At 70.1% G+C, this 19,233-nt stretch carries 18 protein-coding genes and 1 pseudogene; 9 read left to right on the forward strand and 10 right to left on the reverse strand.

The window, feature by feature from the left end; genetic code table 11:
* Nucleotides 1-115: 115 nt before the first annotated feature.
* Nucleotides 116-2,140: a phospholipase A2 gene (locus QSK25_RS45630; protein WP_502881914.1), complete on the forward strand. Its 2,025-nt coding sequence runs from the start codon at nucleotides 116-118 to the stop codon at nucleotides 2,138-2,140.
* Here QSK25_RS45630 and QSK25_RS31905 read toward each other — a convergent pair.
* From QSK25_RS31905 to QSK25_RS31920, 4 genes and pseudogenes are all read right to left on the reverse strand, one after another.
* Nucleotides 2,103-2,954, reverse strand: a pseudogene (locus QSK25_RS31905) (acyltransferase family protein); the annotation flags it as partial. The gene QSK25_RS45630 and the pseudogene QSK25_RS31905 sit on opposite strands and share 38 nt — an antisense overlap.
* Entirely contained in the window at nucleotides 2,951-3,652 is a 702-nt protein-coding gene (locus QSK25_RS31910; protein ID WP_285643743.1) for an alpha/beta hydrolase, read from the reverse strand. The gene QSK25_RS31910 and the pseudogene QSK25_RS31905, both read right to left, overlap by 4 nt.
* 52 nt (nucleotides 3,653-3,704) lie before the next feature.
* A complete protein-coding gene (locus QSK25_RS31915) occupies nucleotides 3,705-4,358 on the reverse strand; it encodes a response regulator (RefSeq protein WP_285643744.1) in 654 nt (217 codons plus the stop codon).
* Nucleotides 4,355-5,473, reverse strand: a complete 1,119-nt coding sequence (locus QSK25_RS31920; protein ID WP_285643746.1) for a sensor histidine kinase — start codon at nucleotides 5,471-5,473, stop codon at nucleotides 4,355-4,357. The genes QSK25_RS31915 and QSK25_RS31920 overlap by 4 nt, the downstream gene beginning before the upstream one ends.
* Before the next feature lie 120 nt (nucleotides 5,474-5,593).
* On the opposite strand from QSK25_RS31920, the gene QSK25_RS31925 reads away from it, so the two are divergent.
* Nucleotides 5,594-6,100 (forward strand): hypothetical protein, encoded by a 507-nt coding sequence (locus QSK25_RS31925; protein ID WP_285643748.1) that lies wholly within the window; start codon nucleotides 5,594-5,596, stop codon nucleotides 6,098-6,100.
* Here the strand turns inward: QSK25_RS31925 and QSK25_RS31930 are convergent.
* On the reverse strand, nucleotides 6,072-7,199 hold the full coding sequence (locus QSK25_RS31930; RefSeq protein WP_285643750.1) for an erythromycin esterase family protein: 1,128 nt from the start codon (nucleotides 7,197-7,199) through the stop codon (nucleotides 6,072-6,074). The two genes, QSK25_RS31925 and QSK25_RS31930, sit on opposite strands and share 29 nt — an antisense overlap.
* A 79-nt stretch (nucleotides 7,200-7,278) precedes the next feature.
* Between QSK25_RS31930 and QSK25_RS31935 the strand changes: the two genes are divergently transcribed.
* Nucleotides 7,279-7,965 carry a TioE family transcriptional regulator gene (locus QSK25_RS31935; protein ID WP_285643752.1) on the forward strand — a complete coding sequence of 229 codons (687 nt, stop codon included), beginning with the start codon at nucleotides 7,279-7,281 and terminating at the stop codon, nucleotides 7,963-7,965.
* Here the strand turns inward: QSK25_RS31935 and metX are convergent.
* Together metX and QSK25_RS31945 are read right to left on the reverse strand one after the other, a co-directional pair.
* The gene (metX, locus tag QSK25_RS31940) at nucleotides 7,928-8,941 is read right to left on the reverse strand and encodes a homoserine O-acetyltransferase MetX (RefSeq protein WP_285643754.1); all 1,014 of its coding nucleotides are present in this window, start codon (nucleotides 8,939-8,941) and stop codon (nucleotides 7,928-7,930) included. The two genes, QSK25_RS31935 and metX, sit on opposite strands and share 38 nt — an antisense overlap.
* Nucleotides 8,941-10,227 carry a bifunctional o-acetylhomoserine/o-acetylserine sulfhydrylase gene (locus tag QSK25_RS31945; protein WP_285643757.1) on the reverse strand — a complete coding sequence of 429 codons (1,287 nt, stop codon included), beginning with the start codon at nucleotides 10,225-10,227 and terminating at the stop codon, nucleotides 8,941-8,943. Before QSK25_RS31945 ends, metX begins: the two co-directional genes overlap by 1 nt.
* A gap of 193 nt (nucleotides 10,228-10,420) precedes the next feature.
* On the opposite strand from QSK25_RS31945, the gene QSK25_RS31950 reads away from it, so the two are divergent.
* A complete protein-coding gene (locus QSK25_RS31950; RefSeq protein WP_285643759.1) occupies nucleotides 10,421-11,428 on the forward strand; it encodes a Gfo/Idh/MocA family protein in 1,008 nt (335 codons plus the stop codon).
* A 163-nt stretch (nucleotides 11,429-11,591) separates the two neighbouring features.
* On the opposite strand, the gene QSK25_RS31955 is transcribed toward QSK25_RS31950, so the two are convergent.
* The gene (locus QSK25_RS31955) at nucleotides 11,592-12,254 is read right to left on the reverse strand and encodes an NUDIX hydrolase (RefSeq protein WP_285643761.1); all 663 of its coding nucleotides are present in this window, start codon (nucleotides 12,252-12,254) and stop codon (nucleotides 11,592-11,594) included.
* A gap of 82 nt (nucleotides 12,255-12,336) precedes the next feature.
* Between QSK25_RS31955 and QSK25_RS31960 the strand changes: the two genes are divergently transcribed.
* Together QSK25_RS31960 and QSK25_RS31965 are read left to right on the forward strand one after the other, a co-directional pair.
* Nucleotides 12,337-13,284 (forward strand): SPFH domain-containing protein, encoded by a 948-nt coding sequence (locus QSK25_RS31960; protein ID WP_285643763.1) that lies wholly within the window; start codon nucleotides 12,337-12,339, stop codon nucleotides 13,282-13,284.
* The gene (locus QSK25_RS31965; protein ID WP_285643765.1) at nucleotides 13,281-14,132 is read left to right on the forward strand and encodes an NAD(+)/NADH kinase; all 852 of its coding nucleotides are present in this window, start codon (nucleotides 13,281-13,283) and stop codon (nucleotides 14,130-14,132) included. Before QSK25_RS31960 ends, QSK25_RS31965 begins: the two co-directional genes overlap by 4 nt.
* On the opposite strand, the gene QSK25_RS31970 is transcribed toward QSK25_RS31965, so the two are convergent.
* On the reverse strand, nucleotides 14,064-15,341 hold the full coding sequence (locus QSK25_RS31970; RefSeq protein ID WP_285643767.1) for an MFS transporter: 1,278 nt from the start codon (nucleotides 15,339-15,341) through the stop codon (nucleotides 14,064-14,066). The genes QSK25_RS31965 and QSK25_RS31970 overlap by 69 nt on opposite strands.
* 87 nt (nucleotides 15,342-15,428) lie before the next feature.
* Here QSK25_RS31970 and QSK25_RS31975 point away from each other — a divergent pair, with 87 nt between their 5' ends.
* The 3 genes from QSK25_RS31975 (at nucleotide 15,429) to QSK25_RS31985 (ending at nucleotide 18,773) form a co-directional block, all read left to right on the forward strand.
* A complete protein-coding gene (locus tag QSK25_RS31975) occupies nucleotides 15,429-16,298 on the forward strand; it encodes an SGNH/GDSL hydrolase family protein (protein ID WP_285643769.1) in 870 nt (289 codons plus the stop codon).
* Nucleotides 16,299-16,405: 107 nt separating this feature from the next.
* Nucleotides 16,406-16,783: an SSI family serine proteinase inhibitor gene (locus tag QSK25_RS31980; protein WP_285643770.1), complete on the forward strand. Its 378-nt coding sequence runs from the start codon at nucleotides 16,406-16,408 to the stop codon at nucleotides 16,781-16,783.
* A 109-nt stretch (nucleotides 16,784-16,892) separates the two neighbouring features.
* Nucleotides 16,893-18,773, forward strand: coding sequence for an ABC1 kinase family protein (locus tag QSK25_RS31985; protein WP_285643771.1), 1,881 nt, complete (start codon nucleotides 16,893-16,895; stop codon nucleotides 18,771-18,773).
* Here the strand turns inward: QSK25_RS31985 and QSK25_RS31990 are convergent.
* Nucleotides 18,770-19,174, reverse strand: coding sequence for a hypothetical protein (locus tag QSK25_RS31990; protein ID WP_285643773.1), 405 nt, complete (start codon nucleotides 19,172-19,174; stop codon nucleotides 18,770-18,772). The genes QSK25_RS31985 and QSK25_RS31990 overlap by 4 nt on opposite strands.
* Between the last annotated feature and the right edge of the window lie 59 nt (nucleotides 19,175-19,233).

The raw sequence follows: 19,233 nt of genomic DNA on the forward strand, positions 1-19,233 counted from the left end.
CAGGTTGGGCGACATCATCCGTGTCATCGGCCCGCATCCACCGATCGACGGATGGCGTGCGGCTGACCTGGCGAACTGGCGATCAGCCGAGACCCTTCCGTAACCTGGCTCGACAATGGGCGCGCGCAAACTCCTCCTCCGGCTTCCGGCCTGGTTCCGGTTCACGGTGATCACGCTCGCGGTGTTCGTCTGCGGGGTGATCGCGTCCCGCCCGGCCACCGGCGACGGCGGGATCCCGCCCAGCGCCGACGTGATCGCCGCGGCCAACGCCGTCGACGCGTTCGTGGCCCCGTCCGCGACGCACGACCCGTACGTGAACCTGCCGGGCGACTTCGCGAGAGAGATGGGCCGCGACCCCAAGACGATCACCGCGCCGGACGGAACGCTCCGGGTCGTCGACGCCGGCGGCGGCTGCTCGGGTCCGGCCGGGGACACGGAGTGGGACTTCAGCGCGGCGTGCCGGGCGCACGACCTGGGTTACGACCTGTTGCGCTACGCCGACCACAAGGGCGATCCGCTCGGCCCGCAGGCGCGCAAGGCGCTGGACGACCGGCTCACGACCGACCTGCACACCCAGTGCCGGCTGAACCCGCGTGGCGCCGAGCAGAGCTGCCACGCGGTCGCCGAGGTCTACGCGATGGGCCTGAAGTTCAACTCCTGGCGGCAGCGCTGGGGAGCGCCCGGCCACGAACCCGTGGTGGCGTGGGCGTTCGGCAGCGCGGTCGTCGTGTTCCTGTTGCTGGCGCGGCTGCACGGCCGTCGCCGCGACCACAGCGCGCCGTTGCCGGAGGTGCTGCAGAACGCCGAGCAGGACCGGTACGCGACGTTCCTGCGGCTGTTCAGCCTGGCGTTGCTGGTGCTCGGCGAGACGGTGGCGACGCTCGCGCACCTGCGGGGGCTCGGCACGCCGTGGCTGTGGGCGTTGCAGGCGGTGCCGTTGTTCTTCTTCGCGGGCGGGCACGCGAACCTGCGCAGCTGGCAGGAGCACCGGGGCGGGTTCGGTTGCTGGGTGTCGAGCCGGACGTCGTGGCTGCTGCGGCCGGTGCTCGCGTTCGTGCTGCTGTGGGTGGTGCTGTTCGCCGCCCTGAACCTGCTCGACGTCAAGGTCGACGCGTACAGCCGGTTGATCACGCATCCGTTGTGGTTCCTCGGGGTCTACCTGCTCGCGGTGGCGGCGACCCCGGCGGCCGCGTGGCTGCACCAGCACTTCCGCCGCACCACGCCGTTCGTGCTGGTGCTGGTGACGATGGCGGTCGAGGTCGCGCGCACGTCGACGGACTGGAAGACCGGCGGGTACGTGAACCTGATCGTCGGCGCGTTGCTGATGCAGCAGATCGGGTTCTTCTACGCGGACGGCACGCTGACGAACCTGTCGCGCCGGCTGCTCGCCGCGCTGGGTGCCGTGACGGTGCCCGCGCTGGTGTTCTTCAGCGACTACCCGCGCTCGATGATGGTGCTCGGCGTGGCGCAGGTGTGCCTCGCGCTGCTGGCCCGCGAGCGGCTCACGACGTGGCTCGACGGCCGGTCGTGGCACGTCGTGGACTTCGCCCGGCGCGCACCGATGACGGTGTACCTCACCTACCTCGCGGGCGTCGGCGCGCTGGTCGGGTTGCTGGGGCTGACGCAGGCACCGATCTGGCTGGTGTTCGGGCTGGTGCCGTTGATCCTGCTGTTCCACCGCTTCGAACGCCGCCTGGTGCGGGTGCACCGGCTGGCGCACGAGTCGCACCGCACCCGCCTCGCGACGGCGGCGGGCGTGTCGTTCGGGACGCTCGGCGTGCTCGGGTTCGTGGTGAGCGGCTTCCTCGGCGACGGCGTGCTGGTGGTGCTGCCGGTCGACCCGTTGCAGAACCTCATCCACCTGCTGCTCGGCTGGTACCTGATCCACACGGCCCGCACCGGCAGCTGCGACACGCGCCTGCCGTGGCTGCTCACGGCACTGGCGTGCGTACCGCCGATGCTGGCGCTGGACCCGGCTCCTCCGGTGGTGGTGCTGCACGCCGTGGCGATCGGCCTCGCAGTGCTCGGAGCCATCCCCAGGTCACGGCCGCGCACACCGGCAGCCACAGCACCCGCTGCCACACCCAGTCCGGATCCTCTGGTGGCTGCTGGAGCCCCGGCAACGGCCCCCACGCGCTGAGCGCCAGCGTCACGGTGATCAGCGCGCTCTGATGCGCGAGGAAGATCCCCAGCGCCCGCCTGTTCAGCCACTGCACGGGTTTCGCCGTGCCGAGCCTGGTCAGCGCGGGTGCGATCGTGAGCACCAGCCCGATCTGCGCGAACGCCAGCGCGAGCGTCGCGTGGTTCGGCGGGTTGAGGTTCGAGACCGCCTCGCCCGGAATCCCCACCGCCGACACGGGATACCCGCCGACCGTCGTCAGCAGCGCGTACCCGAGCACACCCGCGATCAGCAGCGGCGGACCGGGAATCCGGCGGCGCTTGAGCGCGTACCCGAGCTGCCAGGCCGCCCACCACACGGCGTACGGGACGAGGAACACCAGCACGACCGGTACGAGCACACCCCACGAGTGCTCGTCCAGCTTGCGCACCAACGGTTTCATCGCCAGCAGCACCAGGTACACGCCCAGGAACCAGAGCGGCGTGGTGACCAGGAAGCCGATGTTCCAGGCGGTGCCCTGGTCGACGCCGCGCAGGACCAGTCCGAAGAGGACACACGCCCAGCAGGCCAGCATCAGCAGCGTCGGCACGGCGAGTTGCTTGAGGCGGGTGAAGAACGGCGTCTTCGAGTGCGCCGCCGCGAACCCGCCCACGAAGAAGAACAACCCGAGGGTTTGCAGCACCCACGACACGGGCGTGAGCGACTGCAGGTGTTTCAGAGGACTGTCGATGTACATGCCGGTCGGGGTGTCGACCAGCGCCGTGACCAGCCAGTGGCCGAGCACGACGGTGACCACCGCCAACGCCCGCACGGCGTCGATGAACGGATTCCTCACAGCTGGTTCCCCGCAATCCCGACCAGTGCCTTCAGCGTCTCGGTGCCCGGCTCGTAGTACGTGTCGTGCTTCCCGCCCTCGAACCGCAGCACGGTGGCCCCGAAGCCGTCCGAAGCCGGATCCGTGCCGTGCCCGAGGTCGAACAACCGCACGTTGGGCACGAACCGCATCCAGTCGCCGCTCGACCGCAACACCCACACCCGAGCCCGCGTCCCCAGCTCGGCCGCCGACGACGCCCGCACCCCGGGACTCCCGGTGAACACGACGTCCGCGACGTCCAGCTCGTGCGCGGCCAGCCCGACCACCACCGAGCCGTAGCTGTGCCCGATGACGTGCACCCGCACCCGCGAGGGCAACGCCCGCACGAAGTCGGCCAGCCGTTCGGCGCCCTGCCGGGCCAGCGACCCGGTCACCGCGTCCACCCCGAGCCCCTGCGGCGTCCGGTACCCGAGCCAGGCGATCACCGCCAGGTCGTCGCGGTGGGCCTCCGCGTGCAGGTTGGCCGCCATCCGCCCGACCGTCCGGTCGAACCGGTCGACGTCCACGTCGGACCCCGGCACCACGACCACGACGTCCCTGGCGGTCGCGAGGTCCCCGACGATCGCGACCCGGCGGGCGACGTCGGCACGCCACTGCGCGATCGACGGCGCGACCGACGGCAGGGCGATCAGCAGGAGGAACAGGACGGCTCGGCGCATGCCCCAGAAGCTAGGAAGACGACGACCGCGGGATCGTCACCCCGCAGCGCCATTACCCCGGTACCACGAGCCCGCTCTCGTACGCCGCGATCACGGCCTGGGCGCGGTCGCGCAGGCCGAGTTTCATCAGCACGCGGCTCACGTGCGTCTTCACCGTCTGCTCGGCGACCACCAGCGACGCGGCGATCTCGGAGTTCGACAGGCCCTGCGCGATCAGCACGAGGACCTCGGTCTCACGTTCGGTCAGCGCGGACAGCTGCGCGGGCCGCACCCGTTCCGCCCGCCGCGACCGCACGAAGTCCTCGATCAGCCGCTTGGTGATCGAAGGGGCCAGCAACGCCTCGCCCGCGGCCACCACGCGCACGGCGTTCAGGAGTTCACGGGCGGGTGCGTGCTTGAGCAGGAACCCGCTGGCGCCCGCCTGCAACGCCTCGTAGACGTAGTCGTCGAGGTCGAACGTGGTCAACACCAGCACTTTCACCTCGGCCGACCCGTCCAGCAGCAGGCGCGTCGCGGTGAGCCCGTCCATCTCGGGCATGCGGATGTCCATCAGCACGACGTCGGGCGAGACCTCCCGTGCCAGCGCCACGCCCCGCACGCCGTCGCCCGCGGACCCGACGACCTCGATGTCGTCCTGCGCGGCCAGCAACGCGGAGAAGCCCTCGCGGACCATCTCCTGGTCGTCCACCACGACCACCCTGATCACTTGTCCCCCAACGGAATTCTCGCCCGCACCACGAATCCGCCGTCCTCGGTCGACTTCACGGTCAGCGTGCCACCGTGCACCGCGACGCGTTCCCGCATCCCCACCAGTCCCTGCCCGCTGCCGCCGCCGCGCGACGGCCCGCCCGCGGTGTTGCGCACCAGCACGTCCAGCCGGTCGCCGTCGCGGCGCACGTGGACGGACGCCGCCGCGCCGGGCGCGTGCCTGGTGGCGTTCGTGAGCGCCTCCTGCACGATCCGGTACGCGGTGAGGCCGACCGCCTCCGGCACGTCGTCCACGTCCACCTCAGCCTCGTCGCCGGGCCGCACCAGTTCCGGGATGCGGCTGATGCCGGGCTGCGGCGCGCGTTGGGGAGCGTCGCCGTTGGTCCGCAGCACGCCCAGCAGGCGTTGCATGTCGGTGATCGCCTCCCGCGCGGCCTCGCCGAGTTCCGCGAACTCCTGCTGGGTCTCGTCGCTCAGTCCTTTGAGGCGGTAGGGCGCCGTTTCGCACCTCACCACCACCATCGACATGTGGTGCGCCACGACGTCGTGCATCTCGCGCGCGATGCGGGCGCGTTCCTCCAGCGCGGCCTTGGCGTCCCGTTCCTCCTCGAGCTCGCGTTCCGCCCGGCCGCGCGCCCCGAGGAGGTAGACGACGGTGGCGAGCATCGGGGCGAACAACGCGAGGTCGGCGGCCTGCCGTTCGGTGACGGCGACCAGCACCGCGCTGATCACCGTGGCGGTGATCACGATCGGTCGCGAGTAGAAGGCGGCGACCGCCACGAGGAGAGGGATCGCCGTCCAGTACTGGAACGCCCCGGCCCCTTCTCCCGCGCACAGCAGAGCCACGGGGTAGAAGCTCAGCGCGGCCAGCCGCCAGGCCAGCAGGGGCGACCGGATCAGCAGGACGTACGGCAGGACCGTCGACAGGAAGAGGACGACCCACCAGCCGTCCGAGTCCTGTTGCCGCACGTAGCCCGCGCTCGCGACGATTCCCCAGACAGCGGCGTAGATGATCAGGCCGGCGTGGACGGGAACGCGCAGGCGGCCGAGCGGCCTGGCGAGCACTCGGGTGCGATCGGGACCGAGAACGGTCCGGTACAACGCGCGGAACACCAGCCGATGCTAGGTCGATCCGTTCATCCGCACATTGACCTGCGGAGTGAGGTACCGGGGTATGACTCTGATCAAGATGGGGCATTGCTAATCCGTGACGCCGCGCGGTAGGCAGTACCTGTGAGACCACCACAGGATCCAGATCGCTGGGCGAGGCTGACGGCCGTCGCTGGCGAGGCGCTGGCCGCGGCCAGGGCCGGGGAAGACGCTGTGGCGGTGGACCTCGTGACCGGGTACCTCAGCGGGTCTCCCGAGGGCAACGAGGAGATCCGGGAGCTGGTGCTGCTGCTGTTCGCCGAGTGCAGCAGCATGGTCAGCGCGCTCGGTTCCGGCGGCGCGACCCCGGTCAAGATGCAGGTGTTCGACGAGGACGGCAACGAGGTCCAGATCGACGACGCCGACCCGCCCGTCCGCACGGCGATCCGCGCCCTGCTGGCCGAGGTGCACGGCGACCAGGACGCGGCGTCCGAGCAGATCGAGATCGCGCTGGCCAACGGCCAGCCGCAGGAGCTCGCGACCGTGGTCCTGCAAGCCCTGCGGTGGACGTTGAAGCTGGCCGTCGAGTGCGAGACGCGCGACCTGCCGATCGCGTCGTGGATCACCGCGTCGCTGGACGACCAACCCTGACGTGCAACAGCGCGTCCACACCGTCCATCAGGTGCTGGTCGAGCGGGAAGTAGCCCATCTTCAGCATCGGGTCGTCGCCGATGTCGGTCCGGCGCGGGCCTTCCGGCTTGTCGGTCGTGATGCCCCAGGTCGTGAACCTGCCCTGCAGTTGACCTTCCAGGGTGGCTTTGTCCGGTTCGCCCAGTCCGATGGAATCGTTGCGGCCGAGCGTGCCGCCGATGACGGTGTACTGGTCGCCGAGGAGCGGGGCCACGAGCGCGCCCGCCGAGAGCCACTCGAGCCGTTCGCCCGCCATCTCCATCGACGAGGTGGTGCGCTGCAAGTGGGCGTTGTGCGCGAACACGAACGTCGGTCCCTTGGCCGCCTCCTCGCGCCGGATCGCCAGCAGGTTGCGGGCCATCAGGCCGTCGCGCAACTGGCACAGGCGGTGGAGGCGGACGCCCAGGGGGTTCGGTTCGGCGCACTCGCGGTGGTACTGGAGCAGGCTCAGCCCGGCGTTCAGGTACGTCTCGGCGCGCACCCACGCCGCGTCGGTGCTCCTGCGCTCGTGCAGCCGCCGGAGCATGCCGGTGCCGATCTCGCGGAACCTGATGGCCTCCGCCGACCTGCCCGGTGACCGCGTGAGGTCCATGACGGCCTCGTCCCGGCTCCACTTCTCGTCGTCGGTGCTCAGGTCGACGTCCTCGCCCAGGTGGTCGCGCGCGTGTTCCAGGTACGGGCGCGGGCTGGGGACGGTGACCGTCTCGCCGGGGAAGTCGAAGCCGTGGAACGACAGCCGCTCGTGCTCCGGCCTGGCCGCGTTGTACTCGCGCATCCACTGCACGAGCTCGCGGTTCGCCGGCCAGTTCTCACCGAACGTGTGGGAGAACCCTTCCTTCATGACCACGTCGAGGTCGCCTTCGCCGCCGTGCACGTAGTCGTTGACCGCGAGCCCGCGGATCCGGCAGCTCTCCAGGGCGATCGACCGGTAGCCCAGGCCCGCGAGCTGCTCGAACAGCTCGTTGCGGACCCACGTGTGCGCGTGCTCGAGGTGGGTCGGCTCACCGAAGGCGAGGAGCTCGGTGAACGGGGTGATGAACTCGCTGATGTCCTGGCTCATGTGGTTCAACCGTAACATTGAAAGCTCCGTTGAGACTTTCCGACGATCTTGCCTGTTTCGGTGAACTAAAGTCTCAACCGTGCGCCCATCCGACCTCGCTCGCGAACACGGCCTGTCGACCCAGGCGGTGCGCAACTACGAGGAGTCGGGGTTCCTGCCGCCCGCCGAGCGCACGCCGTCCGGCTACCGCGTCTACACCGAGGTCCACGCGGCCGCGTTGCGCGCGTTCATCGCGTTGGTCCCCGCTTTCGGGCACGCCACCGCCGGCCAGATCATGAACGCCGTGCACGCCGACTCGGTGGACGACGTGCTGCTGACGATCGACCGCGGCCACGAGCAACTCCTCCGCGACCGCGCGACGCTCGACTCGGTCAGCGGCGCCGTGGCGGACCTGACCGACGTCGAACCGGTGCCGCAGCCGCGCACGATCGGCGAGCTGGCCCGGCGCCTGGACGTCACCCCGGCCACGCTCAGGGCGTGGGAGGAAGCGGGAATCCTGGTGCCGCAACGGGAACCGACGGGCTACCGGGTGTTCCGCGCGGAGGACGTGCGCGACGCGGAGCTGGCCCACCTCCTGCGCCGCGGCGGGTATCCGTTGGCGCGCATAGCCCTGGTGGTGGACCAGGTCCGGTCGGCGGGCGGCACCGACACGCTGGGCGCCGCCCTGACCGACTGGCGCCGCCGCCTGCGGACCCGCGGCCTGGCCATGCTGACGGCCTCGGCCCGCCTCAGCGAGTACCTGACCGCACGGGCAGCAACTCCGTGACCAGCGCGCCGACCTGGTCGCTCTCGATCAGGAACGCGTCGTGCCCGTACGGCGACCCGATCACCCTGACCTCGCCGGCCCCGGAGATCCCCGCCGCGAGTTCTTCCTGCTGCGCCAACGGGTACAGCCGGTCCGAGTCGACGCCGGCGACGATCGTCCGCGCCCGGATCCGCCCGAGCGCCGCCCTGGTCCCGCCACGCCCGCGCCCGACGTCGTGGGAGTTCATCGCCTCGGTCAGCGTCACGTAGCTGGCCGCGTCGAACCTCCTGGACAGCTTCGCCGCATGGTGGTCCAAATAGGACTCGACCTCGAACCGCCCGTCCTCTCTGCGTTCTCTCCCGAACCGGGCCTGCAGCTCCTGCTCGCTGCGATAGCTGATGTGCGCGATCCGCCGCGCGATCCCCAGTCCTGCGACGGGATCGGCCCTGATCGCGTGCAGCTGGGCGGACGCCAGCGCGATCTGCTCGGCCGAAGCCGCCGCCGTGGTCGCCAGCAACAGCAGGGAATCCACCCGGTCGGGCGCACTCACCGCCCACTCGACGGCCCGCATGCCTCCCATCGACCCGCCGAGCACGGCCGCCCACCGCTCGACGCCCAGGAAGTCGGCGAGGTGCACCTCGGCCGCGACCTGGTCGCGGATGGTGAGGCCGGGAAAGCCGGGGTACTGCCAGGGCCCGGTGCTGCCCTGGCACCCGCCGAGCACGTTGGGTGCCACGACGAAGAACCCGTCGAGCGGTTTTCCCGGCCCCACCAGGGAGTCCCACCAGCCCGGCGTGGGGTGGCCCGGCTCCACGCCCCCGGCGACGTGGCTGTCACCGGTCAGGGCGTGGAGCACGAGCACCGCGTTGGAGGCCTCCGCGTTCAAGGTCCCCCACGTCTCGTACGCGAGCTGGAAGCCGGGCAGTTCCCCGAACTCCGCGGCGTGGCTGAACCACTTGCGCCGACCGTTCGGATCGCCGAACCGCCATCCGCCCACTACAACTCGGACTTCGCCGCGGTGAAGCCCGCCTCCAGGTCGGCCTTGAGGTCCTCCAGCCCCTCGAGCCCGACCGACAACCGCACCAGCCCCGGCGTGACGCCCGTGACGACCTGCTCCTCCGGTGTGAGCTGGCTGTGCGTGGTCGAGGCGGGGTGCACGATCAACGACCGCACGTCGCCGATGTTCACCAGCTGGCTGAACAGACTCGTTCCGTCCACGAAGGCCCGACCGGCCTCGACCCCGCCGCGCAGTTCGAAGCTCACCACCGCACCCGCGCCCTTGGGCAGGTACTTCTGCGCGTTGGCGTGGAACGGCGACGACGAAAGGCCCGCGTAGTGCACCTTCTCGACCTCGTCCCGGCTCTCCAGCCACTCCGCGAGCGCCTGCGCGTTCTGCACGTGCCGCTCGATCCGCAGCGACAACGTCTCGATGCCCTGGATCACCAGGAAGCTGGTCAGCGGCGCGATCGCCGCCCCGGTGTCCCGCAGCCCCTGCACCCGCAGCTTCGCCGCGAACGCCCCGTGCCCGAGCACCGGCCAGTACTGCAGGCCGTTGTAGCTGGGGTCGGGCTCGTGGAAGTCGGGGAACTTCTCGGCCCCGTACTCGAACTTCCCGCCGTCCACCACCACACCGGCGATGGCCGTGCCGTGCCCGCCGAGGTACTTGGTCGCCGAGTGGATGATGATGTCCGCGCCGTGCTCCAACGGCCGCAGCAGGTACGGCGTGGGCACCGTGTTGTCGACCACGAGCGGCACCTGGTTCGCGTGCGCGACCCCGGCGACCCCCTCGATGTCGAGCACGTGGCTGCGCGGGTTGGCGAGCGTCTCCGCGAAGAACAGCTTGGTGTTGGGCCGCACCGCCGACTGCCAGGCGTCCAGGTCGTCGGGATCGTCCACGAACGACACTTCGATGCCGAGCTTCGGCAGCGTGTAGTGGAACAGGTTGTACGTGCCGCCGTACAACGACGCGCTGGAGACCAGGTGGTCACCGGCCCGCGCGAGGTTCAGGATCGCGGCCGTCCCGGCGGCGGACCCGGACGCGAAGGCGACCGCGGCCACCCCGCCCTCCAGCGCGGCGACCCGCTGCTCCAGCACGTCCTGCGTGGGGTTGTTGATGCGCGTGTAGATGTTCCCGGGCTCGGCCAGCGCGAACAGGTCCGCCCCGTGCTGCGTGTCCCTGAACACGTACGACGTCGTCTGGTAGATCGGCGTGGCGCGAGCGCCAGTGGCCGGGTCGGGGGCTGCGCCCGCGTGGATCTGAGCAGTCTCGAAGGACCAGGACATGGCTGTGCTCCAGAACGTTCGTTGATGCGAGGGGGTTGGGGATCAACGAGAGCAACGACAGGCCATGCTGGTGACGCGCACGTAATCCACGTGGCGTCGGCTAACCAGCGGCATGGTCATGCAGACGAAGGTAGGGCTCCACCCGGTCCCTCCGACACCCCGTCCAACAGGTGAGAACGCTTAGGCTGATCGCATGCGCACAGCTCTAGTCGGCTACGGACTGGGTGGGGCGGCCTTCCACGCCCCGTTCATCGAGGCAACCCAGGGCCTGGAACTCTCCGCGGTGGTCACCTCGAACCCGAAGCGCCAGGCCGAGGTGGCCGAGCGCTACCCGAACGCCAGCCTCCTGTCCTCTCTGGACGAAGTCTGGCAGGGCGGCTTCGACCTGGTCGTCATCACCACCCCGAACCGCTTCCACGCGACCCACGCCCGCCAGGTCCTCGAACACGGCCTCAACGTGGTCGTCGACAAGCCGTTCGCCGCCTCGGCGATGGAGGCCAGGGCCCTGGCCTCCATCGCCTCCTCCAAGGGCCTGCAACTGGTCCCGTTCCACAACCGCCGCTGGGACGGCGACTTCCTGACCGTCCGCAAGCTCCTCGCCGACAACGCCCTGGGCGCGGTCCACAAGTTCGAGTCCCGGTTCGAGCGCTACCGCCCGGAGATCAAGTCCTCCTGGAAGGAGTCGGGCGACCCGGCAGACCTGGGCAGCATCCTGTTCGACCTGGGCACCCACCTGGTGGACCAGTCGGTGGCCCTCTTCGGCCGCCCGACCTCGGTCCACGCCGAGATCGCCACGGTCCGCCCCGGCGCCAAGGCGGACGACGACGTCTTCCTCTCCCTGACGCACGACAACGGCGTCCGCTCCCACCTCTGGATGAGCGCGCTGGCAGCAGACCTCGGCCCGCGCTTCCGCGTGCTGGGCCACGACGCCGCCTACGTCAAGTACGGCATGGACCTCCAGGAAGACCGCCTCAAGGCAGGCGAAACCCCGGCGGGCCCCGGCTGGGGCGAAGAACCCGAGGAGGCGTGGGGCACGCTGGGCGGCAAGCCCCACCGCACCGAGCCGGGCGCGTACCAGGACTTCTACGCGCAGGTGGCCGCGGGCAAGGCTCCGGTCTCGCCGCAGGACGCGGTGACGGGCCTGGAGGTCATCGAGGCAGCGAAGCAGTCGGCCGCGACGGGCGACGCGGTGAAGCTCTAACCCAGGAGTCCTGTCCGTCGTCGCCGCCTTCGCGAGCCTGCTTCACGTTGCCGAAGTGCACGCGGGGAGCTTTCGTTCGCACTGACCGCACGTGAGGTCCCCGCGTGCGGCAGGGAAACGTGAAGCTGGCTCAGGCGGTGCGGACAGGCTTCCGGGCAGCTGCTCAGCCCGCGGACGGTCCGGCCGCGCGCGCCAGCGGCGGGTGCAGCACCCGTGCCGCGCCCCGCCGGTACAGCGCGGCCGGCCGGCCTCCGTCACGACTGGTGCTCTCCCCGGTGGGCACCAGGAACCCCTCCACCCCGGTCACCTTCCGGTGGAAGTTCCGGGGGTCCAGCGGACTCCCCCACACGATCTCGTACACCCGCCGCAGCTCGGCGACCGTGAACTCGGTGCCGCAGAACTCAGCCCCCAGCCCGGTGTACTCCAGCTTGGCCCGCGCCCGTTCCACGCCGTCCGCCAGGATCCGCCCGTGGTCGAACGCCAGCGACGACACCGACGACACCGGCTCCCACGAGGCAGCGGCCGCGTCCGTTCCCGCCACCGGCACCGGCAGATCCGGCGCCAACGCCAGGTAGGCCACGGACACCACCCGCATCCGCGGATCCCGGCCAGGCTCCCCGTAGGTCCCGAGCTGCTCGAGGTGCAGCCCGGCCACGCCGGTCTCCTCGACCAGCTCCCGCGCGGCCGCGGCGTCCAGCGACTCGTCGGCCAGGACGAACCCGCCGGGCAACGCCCACTCCCCCGGATACGGCGCCTCACCCCTCCTGACCAGCAACGCGCACAGCTCGTCCCCGCGCACGGTCAGCACCACCAGGTCGACCGTCACAGCGAAGGGAGGGAAATCACTTGGCGAGTACACCCCACCCACCCTAGACTTATCGTCAATACGACGATAAGGAGACGAAGACATGGCCGACATCAGCACCTACCCCGGACTCCGCCACCTCCGCGGCACCCCCACCGTCCACGTCCGGCACGTCAAGAACGGCAAGCTGGTCCACGAGGGCACGGGCCTGAGCTTCTGGTTCCGCCCCAGAACCGCCGTGATCAGCGAGGTCCCGGTGGACGACCGCGAACTCCCGATGCTCTTCCACGCCAGAACCCGGGACCACCAGGACGTGACGGTCCAGCTCACCACCACCTACCGCTGCACCACCCCGGAGACCACCACGCAGCGGATCGACTTCTCGATCGACCCGGACACCGGCGTCTGGCGCCAGGACCCGCTGAGCCAGATCGCCAACACCCTCACCGAGAGCACCCAGCAGCACGCCCTCGAGATCCTCGGCACGCTGGACCTCGACACGGCCATCAGGACCGGCGTCGAACGCGTCAAGCAGCAGGTCAAGGACAACCTGAAGGCCGACCACATCGGCCTGGAGATCATCGACGTCCGCGTGGTCGCCATCCGCCCGGACGCGGACATGGAGAAGGCCCTCCAGACGACCGTCCGCGAGAAGGTCCAGCAGGAGGCCGACAAGGCCACCTACGAACGCCGGGCCATCGCCGTCGAACGCGAGCGGGCCATCAGCGAGAACGAGCTCCAGAACCAGATCGAACTGGCCAAGCGGGAAGAACTCCTGGTGGTGCAACGAGGTGCGAACGCCCTCAGGCAGGCCGAAGACCACGCGAGGGCGGCCAGGATCGCCGACGACGCCAAGGCGGAAGGCATCCGCAAGCTCGCGGAAGCCGAAGCAGCAGGCGAGAAAGCACGTCTCGACGCCTACAAGGAAGTTCCGCAGGAGACCCTGTACGCCTTGGCGGCCAAGGAACTCGCCGGCAACCTGCCCGAGATCGGCAGCATCACGCTGACCCCGGACATCATCCAGCCGATCCTGAACCGGCTCGCGCGATGAGCCTCGCCCCGCGCATCGTGCTGGTGCACCGGCGCACCGAGCTGACGGAGTTGCTGGCACGACACGGGACGCGAGGACAGGTCGAGTTCTTCCTCAAGTCCCGCAACCGAACCCTGGACGAGGTGGTGGACCGTGACCAGCAGGCCCGGCAGGCGCTGGGAGAGGTCAGCGCCGCCATCCCGCTGGACTGGCGCCGCGGCGTCGTCGAGCGGGAAGACCTGTCGCGGTTCCTGTTCGCGCCCGAGGACGTGGTCGTCATCGTCGGGCAGGACGGACTGGTCGCCAACGTGGCCAAGTACCTGACCGGCCAGCCCGTCATCGGCATCAACCCGGACCGGGGCGTGCTCGCGAGACACGCCCCGCAGGACGCCGCGGAACTCCTCCACAGCACGAACGACACCGAAGACCGCACGATGGTCGAGGCCCGGACGGACGACGGCCAGACCCTCCACGCGCTCAACGAGATCTACGTCGGCCACCCGACGCACCAGACCAGCCGCTACCGCATCGGCCAGGAACGCCAGGCGTCGTCCGGCATCCTCGTCGGCACCGGCACCGGCTCGACGGGCTGGTGCGGCTCCGCCCACCGCGAACGCCGGAGCGCGATCCAGCTCCCCACCCCGACCGAACCCCGGCTCGTCTGGTACGTCAGGGAGGCCTGGCCGTCGCCCACCACCGGCATCGACCACACCGAAGGCGAGATCACCGACCAGGCCCTCACCATCGACGTCGAGACCGACGGCCTGGTGGCGTTCGGCGACGGCATCGAGAGCGACGCGCTACGACTGGGCTGGGGCCAGCGGCTGCGCGTCGGACTCGCCACCCGCCGGCTCCGCCTCGTGCGCTGAGCCGATCACCAGCAGGCACACCCCGGACAGCACGGCGCCGCAGATCAGGTAGACGGCGATCGCCCAGGTTCCGGTGCGCAGCAACGACTGCGCGACCAGCGGCGCGAGCCCGCCGCCCAGCACCGCGCCGAGCTGGAAGCTCAGCGCCACGCCGCTGTAGCGCACCCGCGTCCGGAAGAGCTCGGCGAAGTAGGCGGCGGACGGACCGAACAACGCCGCCGAGCCCACGAACCCGAGCACCATCGCGAAGGTGAACCAGCCGGAGTCGGTGAGCCAGAACAACGGGAACGCGAACGCGGCCTGGAAGATCGCGCCGCCGAACATCACCGGCAACCGCCCGACGCGGTCCGACAGCAAGGCAAATGCAGGCACCGCGACGACTTGCGCCACCGAACCCACCACGGTCGCGATCAACAGGTCGTCCGCGGAGATCTTCAACGCCGTGCGCCCGTACCCGATCATGAACACGCTCAGCACGTAGATGAAGATCGTGAAACCGAGGTTCACGCCGGCGCCCAGCAGCACCACGCGCCACCGGTCCCGCAGCACCTCGGCGAGCGGCATCCGCGCCTTCTCCACGCGTTCGAACCGCGGCGACTCCGCCACCCGCAGCCGGATGTAGAGCCCGATCCCGACCAGCACGACCGAGAACACGAACGGCAACCGCCAGCCCCAGCTCAGGAACGCGTCCCCGGACGCACGCGACGACGCGTACATCGCGAGGTTCGCCAGCACGAGCCCGACCGGCGACCCGATGAACACCCAACTGCCGTACCAGCCCCACCGGCCCGGCGGCGCGTGCTCGACGGCCATCAGGGACGCGCCACCCTGCTCGCCGCCCATGAAGAAGCCCTGCACGATCCGCAGCAGCACCAACAGGATCGGCGCGAGGATGCCGACCTGGGCGTACGTCGGCAGCAGGCCGATCATCGCCGTCGACAGGCCCGTCACGGACAACGTCACCACGAGCATCGACCGGCGCCCGATCCGGTCGCCGAGGTGCCCGATCACCGCGCCGCCCAGCGGCCGCGCGAAGAAACCCGCGCCGAACGTCGCGAACGCGAGCAGCACGCCCACGCGCGGGTCGAACTGCGGGAAGAAGATCTTGTCGAACACCAGCGCCGACGCCGTGCCGTAGAGCAGGAAGTCGTACAGCTCGATCGTGTTACCGACCGCGGACGCCGCCGCTGCTTTGCGTACCCCCGTCATCGTTCCAGCCTGGTGGAGGGATTGACACTGCGCAATGGTCCGGTCACCCTTCGTCCTACGTTCCTACTCTTCAGTAACGAGGTAGCAATGACGCGCCGAGTGACTGTTGTTTCCCTGCTGGCGACCCTGATAGCAGCGTTTCTGGTGCCGACCGCCACCGCTGCGCCGAAGTACCGGAACTACGTTTCGCTGGGCGATTCGTTCGTGTCCGGACCGTTCATCCCCCTGCAACGACTCGACCCGCTGAGCTGCTTCAAGTCCACCCAGAACTACCCGTCGGTCCTCGCGAAGAGGCTCGGCGTCGCGAACTTCACCGACATCTCCTGCGGTGGTGCCCAGACCAAGGACATGGCGGGTGTCCAATCGGGCATCCCCGGCCAGTCGGTGGCCCAGTTCTCCGCCCTGAAAGCCGACACGGACCTCGTCACCGTCTCGATCGGCGGCAACGACATCGGCTTCTCCGACATCATCCTGACCTGCGCCGGCAAGAGCGTGCTCGACCCGTACGGCGCTCCCTGCAAGGCGAACTACGGTGACTCGCTGGCCCAGCGCGTCGACGCCACCGCCGCCAAGGTGGCCGCCGTGCTCGCCGGCATCAAGCAGCGCAGCCCCAAGGCCAAGATCGTGGTCGTGGGCTACCTGAGGATCCTGCCGTCCTCCGGCGGCTGCTGGCCGGTCGTCCCGATCTCCCGCGGCGACGTGCCGTACCTCGACAACGTCCAGAAGCTCCTCAACGGAATGCTGGGCGCCCAGGCCAAAGCCGCCGGCGCCACGTTCGTGAACCCGTACGACATCAGCTCCGGTCGCGATACGTGTGCGGCACCCTGGGACAAGTGGGTCGAAGGCATCATCCCGACGAGCCTCGCGTTCCCGGTTCACCCGAATGCCAAGGGAATGGACGCGGTGGGTAAGCAGGTCGCCGCCGCACTCGCCGGGACGGAATCGACCGGCTTCTAGTTGCACGCACTTTCGGCGGTTTACACGATCCGGTGCTTACCGCTCAGTTGGTTGGAATTCCGGGTCCTTGCCGCGCCAGAGTGTTGGGCATGGCAAGGACCCGAATCTTGTTTGCCTGTCTCGCGCTCGCCGCCCCGCTGATCCCCGCGACGGCTCACGCGACGCCCCTGACAGCGCCCCTCCTGCCCGCCTCCGGCCTGGTGCTCTCGCTCCAGCCGGAGATGGGCGCGCTCAGCACCACGCAGCTGAACTGCGAACCCGCAGGCGGCCTGCACCGCAACGCCGAACAGGCGTGCGCCCAGCTCGCTCCCGTCGAAGGTGACTTCCGCAGACTGGAAGAGACCGGCGCGATGTGCACGATGGAGCTGAACCCGACCAAGGCGACGTTGCGCGGCAAGTGGCGCAACAAGAGGATCGACTTCCAGCAGGTGTACTCGAACCCGTGCGTCGTGCGGGCGTTCACCGGCAAGGTCTTCGACTACTAGGGACCGCGTGCCGGTGTTCCAGCACGCCGCCGTCGCGCTGGAACACCGGCAACGCACCGGTTCTCGCGACCGGCCCGCCCTCTCAGCGAAGCCTGCCTAGGCTTCGACCATGGGGGACTTCCTCGTCTACACGATCGGCTTCCCGATCACGTTCCTGCTGCTGGTCCTGGGCATGGCCCTGGCGGCGCGGCGCATCCTCGGCCTGCGCATCGGCCTGATCCGCACGGCACTGGCGTGCCTGCTCGCGATGGCGATCGCCCAGAGCGCCTTCGGCGAGACCACCGCCACGCCGTCCACGGGCCTGGTGACGCTCCAGCTCGGAATCTCCATCCTCGCCGTGATCGCCCTGCTGGCGTTCGCGGAGATCATCGTCCCGACCGGGTCGATCCCGCCGCCGACCGAGTGGTGGGGCATGGCGCGACGCCGGATCGCGCGGACCCGGCGGTACTCGCGGATCACCGCGATCGCGTTCCGGCACGGCCTCGGCCCCTACCTGCGCGGCCGCGAGCGGACCTCCACCGGTCTCGCCCGGTCGTTGCGGCTCGCCCTGCAGGACGCGGGCGTGACGTTCGTGAAGCTCGGCCAGGTCCTGTCGACGCGGGCCGACCTGCTGCCGGAGGACTTCGTCGAGGAACTCAGCCTGCTGCAGGACAAGGTCCCGGCCGCCCGGTGGGAGCAGGTGCGGGCGGTGCTCGACGCCGAGGTCGGGCTCGACGCGTTCCGCGAGGTCGATCCCGAACCGCTGGCGGCCGCGTCGATCGCGCAGGTGCACCGGGCCGTGCTGAAGTCCGGCGCCGAGGTGGTCGTGAAGGTGCAACGGCCGGACGTGCGGGCAACGGCCGAGGGCGACCTGGACATCGTGTCGCGGCTCGCGGAGACGTTGCAGCGCACGCGGTGGGGCTCGGCGCTCGGCGTGCGCGACCTCGCGGCCGGCTTCGCGGCGGCGTTGCGCGAGGAGCTCGACTTCAAGATCGAGGCGCGCAACATCACGGCCGTGGCGGCGGCGTCGGACTCGTCCGTCGGCTTGCCGCACGTCCACCTGTCGACGTCCCGCGTGCTCGTGATGGACCGGCTCGACGGCGTGCCGTTGCGCGGCGCGGCGGAGGACGTCGGCCTCGCCCGCACGTTGCTGCGGTTCGTGCTGCGCCAGGTGATGCTGGACGGCGTCTTCCACGCCGATCCGCACCCCGGCAACGTGCTGCTGCTGGCCGACGGACGGCTCGGGCTGCTCGACTTCGGCTCGGTCGGGCGGATCGACTCCGCACTGCGCTCGGCGTTGCAACGGCTGCTGCTCGCGATCGACCGCAGCGACCCGGCCGGGCTCACCGACGCGTTGCTGGAGCTCACCTCACGGCCCGAGGACATCGACGAGCAACGGCTGGAGCGCACGCTGGGCCAGTTCATGGCCCGGCACCTCGGCGCGGGCACGCGGCACGACGTCGAGATGTTCGGCGACCTGTTCCTGATCGTGTCGCGGTTCGGGCTGAGGATCCCGCCGGAGATCGCGGCCGTGTTCCGGGCGCTGGCGACGCTGGAGGGCACGCTGGCGGTGCTCGCGCCGGGCTTCGACATCGTCGTCGAGTCCCGGTCGTTCGCCGCCGAGCAGATCTCCGAACGGCTCACGCCGGAGTCGGTGCGGGCGACGATGGCCGAGGAGTTGCAGGCCGTGCTGCCGATGCTGCGCCGGCTGCCGCGGCGGGTCGACCGGATCACCGGGGCGCTCGAACAGGGCCGGCTGAGCCTGTCCATGAGGCTGTTCGCGGACGAACGCGACAGGTCGTTCATCACCGGCCTGCTGCACCAGGTGATGCTGACCGTCCTGGGCGCGACGGCCGGTGTGATGGCGGTGCTGCTGCTCGGCTCGTCCAGCGGGCCGCAGGTGGCCGAGGACGTCGGCCTGTACCAGGTGTTCGGCTACAACCTGCTGATCATCAGCGTGCTGCTGGGCCTGCGCGTCGTGGTGACGGTGTTCCGGCCGCGTTCCTCCTAGAACTGCCTGCGGTAGACCGAAACGTCGTCGCGCCAGACGCCGAACTGGTCCGGTGCGGACTGGACGATCGTCATCTCGTTGAGGTGGCCGAGGATGCGCCACGACCGCGCAACCGCTTGCGCGCCCGCGTACGCGATGGTGCAGAACCGGCGCGGCTCGACGACCGTGCGCACCCGGTCGACCTTGCCGACGCTCATCGGCGTGTCCTGCCAGAGGTCCAATGCGTACCCGGTGCGGATCGGGTCGCCGGACCCCAGCACGCCCTCGATCAAGACGACGAGGCGGTCGCCGTCGAGCCTCAGGTCGTGGTGGCCGGAGCGCGGAGGATCACCCCCGGCGTATGCGGAGCGTGCCGGATCGAGCACCCAGTGCCCGAGAAAAGGCACGAGATCGTCACTCATGAGTGTCCCTTCGCGGAACCTGCGCCACTGGCGGATTGTCCGGCGGATCTACGTGGGCG

It is taken from the genome of Lentzea sp. NBRC 102530 (assembly GCF_030269365.1).
Taxonomy (GTDB): Bacteria; Actinomycetota; Actinomycetes; order Mycobacteriales; family Pseudonocardiaceae; genus Lentzea.

What these genes read in the sequence shown, in the direction of transcription:
- QSK25_RS45630 (WP_502881914.1), top strand. Translation starts at nt 116, where the DNA reads ATGGGCGCGCGCAAACTCCTCCTCCGGCTTCCGGCCTGGTTCCGGTTC.
- QSK25_RS31910 (WP_285643743.1), bottom strand. Translation starts at nt 3,652, where the DNA reads ATGCGCCGAGCCGTCCTGTTCCTCCTGCTGATCGCCCTGCCGTCGGTC.
- QSK25_RS31930 (WP_285643750.1), bottom strand. Translation starts at nt 7,199, where the DNA reads ATGAGCCAGGACATCAGCGAGTTCATCACCCCGTTCACCGAGCTCCTC.
- QSK25_RS31945 (WP_285643757.1), bottom strand. Translation starts at nt 10,227, where the DNA reads ATGTCCTGGTCCTTCGAGACTGCTCAGATCCACGCGGGCGCAGCCCCC.
- QSK25_RS31950 (WP_285643759.1), top strand. Translation starts at nt 10,421, where the DNA reads ATGCGCACAGCTCTAGTCGGCTACGGACTGGGTGGGGCGGCCTTCCAC.
- QSK25_RS31960 (WP_285643763.1), top strand. Translation starts at nt 12,337, where the DNA reads ATGGCCGACATCAGCACCTACCCCGGACTCCGCCACCTCCGCGGCACC.
- QSK25_RS31965 (WP_285643765.1), top strand. Translation starts at nt 13,281, where the DNA reads ATGAGCCTCGCCCCGCGCATCGTGCTGGTGCACCGGCGCACCGAGCTG.
- QSK25_RS31970 (WP_285643767.1), bottom strand. Translation starts at nt 15,341, where the DNA reads ATGACGGGGGTACGCAAAGCAGCGGCGGCGTCCGCGGTCGGTAACACG.
- QSK25_RS31975 (WP_285643769.1), top strand. Translation starts at nt 15,429, where the DNA reads ATGACGCGCCGAGTGACTGTTGTTTCCCTGCTGGCGACCCTGATAGCA.
- QSK25_RS31985 (WP_285643771.1), top strand. Translation starts at nt 16,893, where the DNA reads ATGGGGGACTTCCTCGTCTACACGATCGGCTTCCCGATCACGTTCCTG.
- QSK25_RS31990 (WP_285643773.1), bottom strand. Translation starts at nt 19,174, where the DNA reads ATGAGTGACGATCTCGTGCCTTTTCTCGGGCACTGGGTGCTCGATCCG.